This is a genomic window from Sinomonas halotolerans (assembly GCF_039615075.1).
Taxonomy (GTDB): Bacteria; Actinomycetota; Actinomycetes; order Actinomycetales; family Micrococcaceae; genus Sinomonas; species Sinomonas halotolerans.
Genome location: NZ_JBDFRB010000022.1, coordinates 23,046 through 34,241, shown reverse-complemented (window position 1 = coordinate 34,241; position 11,196 = coordinate 23,046). Strand labels below are relative to the sequence as shown.

Sequence of the window (11,196 nt, the reverse complement as noted above, 5' to 3'; positions counted from 1 at the left end):
TGTGTTGTCTCGGGACTGAATAGACACTTATGTCTCGGGACCTCGTGGACAGTGTGTCTCACGAGTCCGTGGACAGTTCGGGTCTGGGATCGAGCCATGAGCGCTCTTGAACCTGATCCTCGAATCCGGATGAAGGCCGCGACCTGGCCTGCCGATGCACCGCGTGGGGCGGTGTCCGATTTCTGCCGCCGGCACGGTGTCTCCCGCGCGTGGTTCTACAAGGTCAGGGCCAAGGCCTTGGCCGAGGGAAGCTCTGCGGCGTTGGACCTGGGCTCCAACCGGCCGCACACGAGCCCACGGGCTGTGCCTGCCGAGATGGTGGAAATGGCGTTGAAGACCCGTGCCGAGCTGCGCGGAGCGGGCTTCGACCACGGCCCGCTCAGCGTCGCAGCCCGGATGCGCCGGCGCGGCCTCGAGCCGCCCTCCCGGGCAACCCTCGCGCGGATTTTCTCCCGGGCCGGGGAGGTCGTCCCCTCGCCGCGGAAGAAGCCCCGCTCGGCGTTCAAGCGCTTCACCTACCCGGCCCCGAACATGTGCTGGCAGATCGACGCGACCGAATGGCCTATGCCTGCAGGACGCGCGGCGACCATCTTCCAGGTCATCGACGACCACTCGCGCCTCGCCCTGGCCTCGCTGGCCGCCTGGGGCGAGACCAGCGAGGCCGCGATGGCGGTGGTGAAGACCGCGATCGCACGGCACGGGGTGCCCCAGCGCTTCCTCTCCGACAACGGCCAGGCCCTGAACCCGTCCCGCCGCGGCCACGCCGGCATCCTCGTGGAGTACCTGCGCAGCCTCGGAACCGAGCCGATCACCGGAAAACCGTACAGGCCCACCACCCAGGGCAAGAACGAGCGCTTCCACCAGACCCTGTTCACCTATCTCGCCGCCCAGCCGGCCGCAGCGACCCTGGAGGAGCTCCAGGCCCAGGTGGACGCCTTCGACCACTACTACAACACCGAGCGGGTCCACCAGGGCCACGGCAGCCTGGACCTCACTCCCCGCGAGGCATGGGACCGCACCCCCGTCGCGGCTCCACCGGCCCCGCCGCCACCGGACCACGCCCCGCCCTGGGACGAACCCCGCACAGCCAGCAGGCGGGGCTCACGGCCCAAGGGCGTGGTCACCATCCTGAACACCCACTTCCTCATCGGCGCCCACTGGGCAGGCAAGACCGTCCGAGTCCACTACGACACCCGCACGATCTCCTTCTACGACGAGGACGGCACCGAGATCCTCACCCACCCCCGCCCGCCCAAGGGCACCAAATTCGTCCCCCGCAGCGGCCTCAAGCAGCCCCCGGCCACCGAAGTGTCCACGAACTCCTGAGACATGAAATGTCCACACTCACCTGAGACCAGAACTGTCCACGAGGTCCTGAGACATCACACGGGGTTTTGGGGCGGTCATGTGTACCCGAAAGGCTCGTGGGTGGATTTATATGTACCCGAAACGCTCCTGGGCGCTTTTATATGTACCCGAAGGGCTTGTGGGTGGGTTTATGTGTACCCGAAAGGCTACTTGCCGGCGAACGAGGGGGACCGCTTCTCGAGGAAGGCGCCGGTGCCCTCGCGCATGTCCTCGGTCGTGAACGCCTCGCGGAAGGCATCTGCCTCCCCCTCGAGGCCCTCCGCGGTGCTCCGCCCGGTGGCGCCGGTGATGGCCTGCTTGGCGAGGCCGACGGCGACCGGCGCCTTCGCCGCGACCTCGCCGAGGGTCGTGCGTGCGGCGGCGAGGGCGTCGTCGCGCGTCGGGAGGACGCGGTTGGCGAGCCCGAGGCGGTAGGCCTCCGCCGCGTCGATCCGCCGGCCGGTGTAGATGAGCTCGCGGGCCGCGCCGAGGCCCACCCGCTGGGGGAGCCGGACCGAGCCGCCGAACCCGGGGACGAGGCCGAGGTTGACCTCGGGCTGGCCGAACTGCGCGGCCTCGGTCGCGTAGATGAAGTCGCACGCGAGGGCCAGTTCGCAGCCCCCGCCGAGCGCGAAGCCGTCCACCACCGCGACCACCGGCACGGGGAGCTTCTCGATGAGCAGCGTGACGGCCTGCATGGAGCGCGAGTAGCCTGCGGCCTCGTCCGCGGACATGGAGGTCATCTCCCGGATGTCCGCGCCCGCGACGAACGCCTTGCCGCCCGCGCCGGTGACGACGACGCCGCGCACCGGCCACCCGGCGTCGTGCGTGCACGAGTCCTGCACCGCGGTGAACGCCTTCCACAGCTCGGCGACCACCTCCTGCGAGAGCGCATTGAGCGCGGCCGGCCGGTTGACCGTGAGGGTCAGGATCCGGTCGGAGAGCTCGAGCTCGAGGGTCCCGTACGTGCCGAAGGTGGTGGTGGGTTCCACGGAGTGCATCCTCGCCGTCGATGGTGTGTGTCCGAGACCACGCTAGCGGCGCCGGGCGCGTACAGGGAACCGAGGCCGTAGTGTGGCCCCATGGTCGGAGACGATGCGACACGAGCGACAGCAGGAGCCGGGACCGGCGCCGCAGCGGCGGACGGCGGGTTCAGCACCAGGGGTGCCTACGTCCACACAGGCGAGGAGTTCACCCGGGACACCAACTACATCGAGGACCGGATCACACGGGACGGGACGTTCCCGCCCGGCACGCCGGCACCCGAGGGCGCCAAGGCGTGGCCCGCGGAGGCGGGCCGGTACCGGCTCGTCGCAGCCCGTGCGTGTCCCTGGGCCAACCGCACGGTGATCGCGCGCCGCCTGCTCGGGCTCGAGGACGCGATCTCGTTGGGCCTGCCGGGCCCCACCCACGACTCGCGCTCGTGGACGTTCGACCTCGACCCGGACGGCCGCGACCCCGTCCTGAAGATCGAGCGCCTCCAGGAGGCGTACTTCCGGCGCTTCCCGGACTACCCGCGCGGCATCACCGTTCCCGCGATCGTGGACGTCCCCAGCGGCGCCGTGGTGACCAACAACTACCCGCAGATCACTCTGGACTTCGGCGCCGAGTGGGCCGCGTTCCACCGCGAGGGCGCCCCCGATCTCTACCCCGAGGCCCTCCGCGACGAGATCGACGAGGTCAACGACCGCGTGTTCAAGGACGTCAACAACGGCGTCTACCGGTGCGGCTTCGCGGGTTCGCAGGAATCCTACGAGCGCGCCTACGCCCGCCTCTGGGCCGCGATGGACTGGCTCGAGGACCGGCTCGCCGGCCAGCGGTACCTTGTGGGGGACACGATCACGGAGGCCGACGTCCGCCTCTTCACGACCCTCGCGCGCTTCGACGCCGTCTACCACGGCCACTTCAAGTGCAACCGGAACAGGCTCACCGAGATGCCGGCCCTCTGGGGCTACGCGCGGGACCTCTTCCAGACGCCCGGCTTCGGCGACACGGTGGACTTCGTGCAGATCAAGCAGCACTACTACATCGTCCACGAGGACATCAATCCCACCCGGATCGTCCCGGCCGGTCCGGACCTCTCCGGCTGGCTCACGCCGCACGGCCGCGAGGCCCTGGGCGGGCGGCCCTTCGGGGACGGCACCCCGCCCGGCCCGCCTCCCGCCGTCGAGCGCATCGCGCCGGGCCACAGCCCGCTCTACCCGGCTTCCTCGGCACCCGGAAGCGAGAACGCATGACCCCGATTCCCCGGCGCGCGCCCCGCGTCGCCGTCACGTGGGCGGAAACGGCAGCGTCCCATGAGGCCTGGTTCCACGCCGAGCTCGCCACGCTCACAGCCGCCGCTGTGGCGGGCCTGCGCGCCTCCGGTACGGAGCCCGTGGTGCTCGACGCCGCGGCGGGGCCCCTCCCCGAGTCCTCCGGCTTCGACGGGGTGCTCGTGATGGGAGGAGGCGACGTGGACCCCGCGCTGTACGGCCCGGAGCCCAGCGCGGCCGACGCCGAGCGCCTCGGCATCAGTGGGGTGGACCGCGGCGCGGACGACGCCGAGGCACGCCTTGTGCGCGAGGCGCTCGCCGCGGGCCTGCCCGTCCTCGGGATCTGCCGCGGGCTCCAGCTCATCAACGTGGTGCGCGGCGGCACGCTGCACGAGGACCTGCCACGGACCGACGCCTCAGGGCGCCCGGGGATGCACCGCAACCACGCCGACCCCACCGGGCCCATGGTGGTCCACGAGGTGGGGATCGAGCCCGGCACGAGGCTCTTCGCCATGCTCGGCCCCGTGGCCCGCGTCGTCTCGGGGCACCATCAGGCCGCCGCGCGGATCGGTGAGGGCCTGCGCGTCGCGGCCACTGCACCGGACGGTGTGGTCGAGGCGGTCGAGTCCGCGGACCCGGACGAGTGGCTCGTGGCCGTCCAGTGGCACCCCGAGGACGCCCTCACGGCGAGCCCGGACGGTGCCGCCGAGCCCGGCCAGCTCGCCGCGATCCTCGGCGCCTTCACCGAAGCCTGCCGGGACCGCGCGGCCGCCCCCGCCCCGGCCCCCGCCCCCGCCCCGGCCCCCGCTCCTGCCTCCCACCGTTGAGGGGTCCCGTGCGCACCGTTGCGGGGTCCCGTGCGCACCGTTGTGGGGTCCCGTCCCGCCGGATGTGGGGTCCTGTCCCGTCGCGTATGGGGTCGCGTCCCGTTGATCGCCTTCCCGACAGGAGTCCCTCGTGACTGATCACACGCAGGCCGGCCGCCCTCAGGCGGACGACGCCGGCCGCCACACCGAGCACATCCGCACCGAGACGCGTGGCGCGCTCGGCATCATCACGCTCGACCGTCCCCGCGCGCTCAACTCCCTCGACCGCCCCATGGTCCTCGCCCTCGAGCGGGCCCTGCTCCGGTGGGCCGAGGCGCCCGAGGTGCGCGCCGTCGTCGTGCGCGGCGAGGGGCGGGGCCTGTGCGCGGGCGGCGACGTGCGCGCGCTGCGGGAGGGTCCGGACGAGGACGCGATGGCGTTCTGGGCGGATGAGTACCGCCTCAACGCGCTCATCGCCGCCTACCCGAAGCCGTACGTGGCGCTCATGGACGGCATCACCATGGGCGGCGGGCTCGGGATCTCCGCACACGGCTCGGTGCGGGTGGTCACGGAGCGGACTGCGGTGGCCATGCCGGAGACGCGGATCGGCTTCACTCCGGACGTGGGGATGGCGAAGCTCCTCGCCGCCGCCCCGGGGAAGCTCGGCACGCACCTGGCCCTCACGGCGCAGACCGCGACCGGCGCGGATGCCGTCCTGCTCGGCTGGGCGGACCACCTCGTGCCGTCCGAGCGGCTCGGGGAGCGCGGGGAGAACCTGATCGGGGCGCTCGCCGCGGGCTTCGGCCGGGCCGACGCCGCGGACGCCTCGGGTGCCCCGGCGCTCGCCGTGGCGCACGACGCCGTCCGCAGCCTCGCGCTCGACGCTGCGGACCCGGCGCTGGTCGCCCCGCTCGCGGCCGAGCGCTCGTGGATCGACGAGGCCTATGTGGGCCCTGGGGCACCGGCGATCCTCGCCCAGCTCGAGGCGCTTGCAGCCGAGGGCACAGAAGGGGCCCACGCCGCCGCGGCGGAGGCGCTGCGCGAGGTGTGCCCGTTCTCGGTGGTGCTCACGCTCGAGGCGCTGCGACGGGCTGCCCTCATGGACCTCGGGGAGGTGCTGGCCCAGGACCTCCGGCTCGGGGCCGCGCTCATCCGGCGCGGCGACATGCGCGAGGGGATCCGCGCCCTGCTCGTGGACAAGGACGGGGCGCCGCGATGGAGCCCGGCCCGGATCGAGGACGTGGACCCCGCGGAGGTCGAGGCGGCGTTCGGCGGCTGACCCGCAGGGGAGCGGGAGCCGCACGGGGAGCGCCCTCAGCCACGTCATCGGCCGTTACGCCGAAGCCGTGGCGAATGCGGTCAGCTTGGCCAGGACGCCCTCATCGCGCAGGATCCGCTCGTGTCCGAGGCCCTGCGTCGCGTGGTACTCGGCCCGGCCCTCGTGAGCACGGACGAGGCGGTCGGCTTCGGTCGCGGGGACGCGCGCGTCGTCGGCGTCGTGCACGACGAGGAACGGAACGGATGCTGGGAGCGGGTGCGCGATCGCTGAGTAGTGGCCGTAGACGTCGGGGTCGTCGGGGAAGATGCGGCGGGCGAAGCGCGTCCTGAGCGCCTGCGCTGCCGGGGTGCCCAGACCGAGGGCCGAGGAGAACGACGAGACGAGGTGGTCGGCGTCGCCCGCCCCTGCCACGGTGGCGACGCGTCCCACCTGCAAGCCCTCCGAGACGGCCACGATCGCCGCGAGAGACCCGAAGGAATGGGCCACAACAGCTCGGATGGAACCGTGCTGGCGTTGGATCCCCTGCATCGTCTCAATGAAGTCGCGGATGTAGGTGTGCCGTCCGGGGGAGTCCCCGTGCGCAGGCGCATCGAAGGCGAGCACGGGCATGCCGGCTGAACGGAGTTCACGTACCAGCGGTGCGAACTGCGCGGCCCGCCCACCCCATCCATGGACGAGCACGACGGGCCCGTCGCCCGATCCCCACGCGTAGACCACGGCCTCGCTGCCCCGGCCGCCGAGCCCGGAGACCTTCATCCGGGACCGGAGGGCTGCGTGGTGGGTGTGCTCCTCGTCCGGGCGTACTCCACGGCGCGGCGCCGCCTGCATGAAGAGCGGGAGGGCGACAGCGGCTGCGACGCCGGGGGGAAGGCGCCGCAGCAGGCCCGATCCGACGGGAGCGGCAGTCGCCCAGCCCGCCCTCGGGGAAACCACATCAAGCCCACGTGCCATGGTCGGCTCCTAAAACAAGACGGACGATCGTCCTTATTGATTTCTACACGGACGATCGTACGCTTAACTTCCCGGGACGCAAGAGATCGAGGAGGTTCGCGCCATGAGGGCCGCTGAACAGAGGGCGAAGGGGGCTCAGGCGCACGTCGACGGGCGCAGAGTCAGGGGAGACCAGTCCCGGCGCGCTGTGCTCGAGGTCGCCATGGATCTCGCCTCGCTCGAAGGCCTCGAGGGTCTGTCGATCGGGCGTCTCGCGGCAGCTGTGGGGGCGAGCAAGAGCGGCGTCGGAGCCCTCTTCGGATCGAAGGAAGCGCTCCAACTCTCCACGGTGGCGGCGGCGCGGGAGCTGTTCACCCGGCGGGTCATCGACGCCAGCCGCGGTGCGCCCCGCGGCCTTCGTCGGCTCTGCACCCTCGTGAAGCTCTGGTTCGACTACTCCAAGGGCCGCGCCTTCCCGGGCGGCTGCTTCTTCCAGTCCACGGCCGTCGAATTCGACGCCCGGCCGGGGGCGGTCCGCGACGCACTGGCCCAGGCACTCGACGACTGGGACGACTACCTCACCCAGTCGGTGCAGATGGCCATTGACTCGGGCGAGCTGCCGGGCCTCGACGACGCGAGGCAACTCGCCTTCGAGATCGACGCGGTCTTCAACGAGTCCAACAACCGTTCACTCCTTACGGGGTCCGATGCTCCGTACGAACGCGCACTCGCCGCCATCGAGGCGAGACTGGCCGGACTCGGCGCGGACCGGGAGATACTCGTGCTGCTGGCATAGCCTCAGACCACCTCGCGTGGAACGAAAGGCGCCCGACTCCAGACAAGTCGGCGCGCTGTTCGCCGTCTGGTGTTCTCAGCAACGCGGCCACGTCTGCGTTCACGGCCATCGTGATTCGTCTCCCTCGGGGACGTGGTCTCTCGCTGAAGGGTGCCATGGTGATCTTGGCCCGGCGCCAAGCCGTTTCCGGACATCGCCGCCCCGAGATGTCATCGGACGGTGCCCCCTCCCGTCGGGAGGGGGCACCACTGCTGTGCTCGAGGCGTAATCGCGGGCAGTCCAGCCGCGCTGGGCTGGTTCCAGCTACCCGGCGATGCCGGCACCCTCGAGAGCGAGGGCAGTCGGCCGTCGCATCGCGAACCGCAGGGCTGCATAGACGGCTGCGGAGAGCAGCGGGGTGACAAGCGCGCCCCAAGTTGCACCCCACGGCTGGCCTGACTCGACGAGGCCGATTCCGACCGCCGCGGAGACGATCCAGGCGGTGACACCCGGAACGGAGACTGCACGGAACCTCCGGTCCGGCAGACCAGCAGGGTCCGCGGGCCGGCCAGCGAGCCGGTCCATCGCGATGTGGGTCATGGCGATGCCCACCCAGCCGGTGACGAGCGCGCCCTGCCACGCCAGAGCCACGAGGAGGTACTGGACCACGGGCAGGAGCATGAGGACGAAGATGATGGCCGAGGTGATGAGCGCCCACACGAGGCGCGGGAGCTTCAGGCGAAGGGTGCGCGCTGCGAACTCACGCAGGTTCGAGGCGCCCAGGGCGTAGTTGGCTGTGTTGATGCGGGTCTGGGAGACGAAGACGAGGAGCAGCCCCAGTGGGCCCATCATCGTCACGAGGCCCGCGGCGACCCCCGTCTCCGTGGTCTGGAGCCCGGGAATCGTGAAGGTCAGGAAGATCCCGACGAGGGCGTTGAGTCCGAACGCCAGCGTGTAGAACAGCCAGCCGAAGGTCCACCGGCTGTGGAACGCCACGTCCTCGGGACGGCCGAGCGCCGCGAAGTCCATCGTGTACATCATCATGATCCAGACGCCCATGTAGGCGGCGAAGCATGCGAGCCACCCCGGTCCGCCCGAGGAGACGGGAAGGAACGTGGGGGAGTGCGTGAGCCACTCGCCGGAGGATCCGTATGCCAGGCCAGCCCAGACGACGGCCACCACGAGGCCTCCCCAGTAGAGCGGCAGGAGGAGGCCGTTGACCCTGTCGAGGCGTCGTTGGATGCCTCCCGAGACCAGGGGCGTCGTGTACAGGACTACGGCGGCGGACCACAGGCCGAGGTCGCCGCCGAACTGGGCCTGGAAGGCAAAGGCCAGGATTGCGCCTTCAAAGACGGCGTAGTAGATCGCCGTGGCCGCGAAGATCAGGGTGGCGATCAAGGCTCCCGTCCGGCCCAGGAGTGTGCGGGAGAACTCGTGAACGGTGAGTCCGTGCCTGAGGGCGTAGCCCGAGAGGACCTTGTTGACCGCACCGTAGACGAGGATCGTCAGGGCGAGCCCGACGAGGGCGTCGACTGTTCCGTACGCCAGGGCGAGGGCTGCGCCGATGTAGATGAAGAACATGGCGCTGACCAGGCCGTACCAGGCCATGGCGAGAGAGCCCCGCCCCATACGGGCGGGTGGCGCAGTGATGGTGGGCTGGGATGTCTGCTTGGTCTGGGGAGCGGGCATGGGGGCCTCCACGGGGTTAGGTGATGGTGTGCGGGGACGAGAAGTGCTGTCCTCAGGGGGAGGGGTGCGGGTCAGGGGGTGCGGGGGAACGGGCCCCGCACCCCCGTGCGCGGGGGCGTCGGTCAGCGCCAGGCGGCGGCGGACCGGCGCTGCATGAGCTCGCGGAACTGCGTTGTCGTGTCGGGGAACAGCTCTCCGGTTCCCCAGTCGAGGATGACGCCGTGGCGGCGGATCACGTCCAGGAGGGGCAGCTCCCCGCTGCGGTAGCGTGCAGCGACGCTCCGCGGGTCCTCGGAGAGCCAGGCACGCCGGTGGGCGCAGATCTCGGAGCGGAGCGCCTCGGTGGCCTCGGGGTCGATCTCGAAGAGGTCCAGCTCGGCGTCGACCTCGCGGATCACGACGCCGTAGTCCTTGGCTGCGCGCTCGACCGAGACGTATCCGTCGATGACGTCCTCGCGCACCGCCTCGGGCTCGCGCTCGAGCGGATCGCCGAAGCCTCCTCCGCCCGCGGAGGGCCGGGTGAACGCATCGCCGGGACCGATCGGGACGGAGGAGAAGTTCGAGCCGAGGAAGCGCTCGTCGGAGGTCCCTTTGTTGAGCCACACGCCGTGGGGGATGGAGGGCAGGCCGCCTTCGATCCCCCACGTGATGGACCTGGCGCGGTCACAGCAGTAGCTCATCACCGTCGACGAGGCATCGGTGAGCATGCCGCCCTTCTCAATGCCACAGCCGCCGCGGAACCGGCCGGGACCGCCGGAGTCGACGGCGATCGCGTGCATCGTCGTGAGCACGGGCGAGAGCCGTTCCTGGCCTTCGACCGGCTGCACGGCGAGTCCCGGGCCGAACACGGGAGCCGTCGCGCTGGCGCCGTCCTTCGAAGCCCGGCCGCCCCAGCCCCCCGCCATCCAGTCGTACCACATGAAGTACGGGCTGCTCTGCTGGCGGCTGTCCTTGCCGCCCACGAGCAGGTACTCGAGGTTGAACGCGCAGGCCATGGCACGTTCGGGCATGATGCGCGACCACAGCTCGAAGATGCTGTTCATGAGCTTCTCGTAGGGTCCCGAGCAGAAGCCTGTCACCGCGTGAGGCCATCCCGCGTTCACCACGGTGCCCTCTGGGCCGATGTCGGCCGTCACAGCGGCGTAGAAGCCAGAGTTGAGCGGGACGTCGGGGAAGAACGTCTTGGTGCCGGCATAGATTGCGGAGAAGGTGGTGCCGTAGCCCGAATTGAGGAAGGTGTCCACCGCCGGGGCCGAGCCCGACAGGTCGTAGTGGATGCCCTCGCCGTCCAGGGTCAGCTTGATGTGGATGGGCACCAGGCCCTCGGGCTTCCCGGGGTCGAAGTCGATGAAGTCCACCGTCTCCCACTCGCCGCGGGGGAGCGACTCGAGCTTCTTCAGGACGGTCCGCTGCACGTAGTCCTGGGTCTCCTGCATCGCCTCGACCACGGTTTCCCGCGAGTACTTGGCGACCAGCCGGAGGACCTCGCGCTCGCAGACGGCGGTGGCCTCCGACTGCGCATGGAGGTCGCCCATGGCCTGCTGGGGCGCGCGGGTGTTGGAGACGAGCAGCTGGGCGACGTCGTGCAGGAAGACGCCTTCCCGCCAGACCCGCACCGGGGTGATGCGCAGCCCTTCCCCGAAGTGCTCCTTGGCATTGACGTCGAACGAACCGGGAACGTTGCCGCCGATGTCGGCCCAGTGGCCCTTGTTCTGGGCGAAGGCGATGATCTGGCCGTCGGCAAAGATCGGGCGGATGAAGCTCACGTCGTTGAAGTGGGTCCCGCCCCGGTAGGGGTCGTTGATGGCGAACACGTCGCCCGGGTTGATGTCCTCCTTGAACTCCTCCAGTACTGCCTGGCACTGGAAGTGCAGCGTGCCGACATGGACGGCGATGTCCCCGCTGCCCTGCATGACGGTGTTCCCACGGGCGTCGCAGAGCGCCGAGGAGAAGTCGCGCGAGTAGATGACGAACGAGTAGCAGGTCCGCAGGATCTGCTCGCTCATGAGGTCGACGCTGGTGGCGAAGGCGTTCTTGAGGACCTCGAAGGTGACAGGGTCGAGGCGGTGGGACCGCTGCGCTGGGGGAGCGGGGGCAAGAGTCGTGTCAGTCATC

General features: G+C 70.6%; 9 protein-coding genes. 5 read left to right on the top strand and 4 right to left on the bottom strand.

Going from position 1 to position 11,196, the window contains the following annotated elements:
- Positions 1 to 171: 171 nt before the first annotated feature.
- Entirely contained in the window at positions 172 to 1,326 is a 1,155-nt protein-coding gene (locus tag ABCQ75_RS15735; protein WP_345886028.1) for an integrase core domain-containing protein, read from the top strand.
- Between the two features lie 188 nt (positions 1,327 to 1,514).
- Here ABCQ75_RS15735 and ABCQ75_RS15730 read toward each other — a convergent pair whose 3' ends face one another.
- Positions 1,515 to 2,339 carry an enoyl-CoA hydratase/isomerase family protein gene (locus ABCQ75_RS15730; protein ID WP_345886580.1) on the bottom strand — a complete coding sequence of 275 codons (825 nt, stop codon included), beginning with the start codon at positions 2,337 to 2,339 and terminating at the stop codon, positions 1,515 to 1,517.
- Between the two features lie 90 nt (positions 2,340 to 2,429).
- Between ABCQ75_RS15730 and ABCQ75_RS15725 the strand changes: the two genes are divergently transcribed.
- The 3 genes from ABCQ75_RS15725 (at position 2,430) to ABCQ75_RS15715 (ending at position 5,687) form a co-directional block, all read left to right on the top strand.
- A complete protein-coding gene (locus tag ABCQ75_RS15725; protein ID WP_345886579.1) occupies positions 2,430 to 3,584 on the top strand; it encodes a glutathione S-transferase family protein in 1,155 nt (384 codons plus the stop codon).
- Positions 3,581 to 4,429, top strand: coding sequence for a gamma-glutamyl-gamma-aminobutyrate hydrolase family protein (locus ABCQ75_RS15720; RefSeq protein ID WP_345886578.1), 849 nt, complete (start codon positions 3,581 to 3,583; stop codon positions 4,427 to 4,429). The genes ABCQ75_RS15725 and ABCQ75_RS15720 overlap by 4 nt, the downstream gene beginning before the upstream one ends.
- Before the next feature lie 130 nt (positions 4,430 to 4,559).
- A complete protein-coding gene (locus tag ABCQ75_RS15715; protein ID WP_345886577.1) occupies positions 4,560 to 5,687 on the top strand; it encodes an enoyl-CoA hydratase/isomerase family protein in 1,128 nt (375 codons plus the stop codon).
- A 54-nt stretch (positions 5,688 to 5,741) separates the two neighbouring features.
- On the opposite strand, the gene ABCQ75_RS15710 is transcribed toward ABCQ75_RS15715, so the two are convergent.
- The gene (locus tag ABCQ75_RS15710) at positions 5,742 to 6,638 is read right to left on the bottom strand and encodes an alpha/beta hydrolase (RefSeq protein WP_345886576.1); all 897 of its coding nucleotides are present in this window, start codon (positions 6,636 to 6,638) and stop codon (positions 5,742 to 5,744) included.
- Between the two features lie 103 nt (positions 6,639 to 6,741).
- On the opposite strand from ABCQ75_RS15710, the gene ABCQ75_RS15705 reads away from it, so the two are divergent.
- Complete coding sequence (locus tag ABCQ75_RS15705) at positions 6,742 to 7,413, top strand: TetR/AcrR family transcriptional regulator (protein WP_345886575.1); 672 nt, start codon at positions 6,742 to 6,744, stop codon at positions 7,411 to 7,413.
- Between the two features lie 303 nt (positions 7,414 to 7,716).
- Here the strand turns inward: ABCQ75_RS15705 and ABCQ75_RS15700 are convergent, their stop codons facing one another.
- Positions 7,717 to 9,081, bottom strand: coding sequence for a purine-cytosine permease family protein (locus tag ABCQ75_RS15700; protein ID WP_345886574.1), 1,365 nt, complete (start codon positions 9,079 to 9,081; stop codon positions 7,717 to 7,719).
- A 122-nt stretch (positions 9,082 to 9,203) separates the two neighbouring features.
- Positions 9,204 to 11,195, bottom strand: a complete 1,992-nt coding sequence (locus tag ABCQ75_RS15695) for a hydantoinase B/oxoprolinase family protein (protein ID WP_345886573.1) — start codon at positions 11,193 to 11,195, stop codon at positions 9,204 to 9,206.
- Position 11,196 lies beyond the last annotated feature (1 nt).

Coding starts and splice junctions, on each gene's coding strand:
- ABCQ75_RS15720 (WP_345886578.1), top strand. CDS start 3,581: ATGACCCCGATTCCCCGGCGCGCGCCCCGCGTCGCCGTCACGTGGGCG.
- ABCQ75_RS15695 (WP_345886573.1), bottom strand. CDS start 11,195: ATGACTGACACGACTCTTGCCCCCGCTCCCCCAGCGCAGCGGTCCCAC.
- ABCQ75_RS15710 (WP_345886576.1), bottom strand. CDS start 6,638: ATGGCACGTGGGCTTGATGTGGTTTCCCCGAGGGCGGGCTGGGCGACT.
- ABCQ75_RS15700 (WP_345886574.1), bottom strand. CDS start 9,081: ATGCCCGCTCCCCAGACCAAGCAGACATCCCAGCCCACCATCACTGCG.
- ABCQ75_RS15705 (WP_345886575.1), top strand. CDS start 6,742: ATGAGGGCCGCTGAACAGAGGGCGAAGGGGGCTCAGGCGCACGTCGAC.
- ABCQ75_RS15725 (WP_345886579.1), top strand. CDS start 2,430: ATGGTCGGAGACGATGCGACACGAGCGACAGCAGGAGCCGGGACCGGC.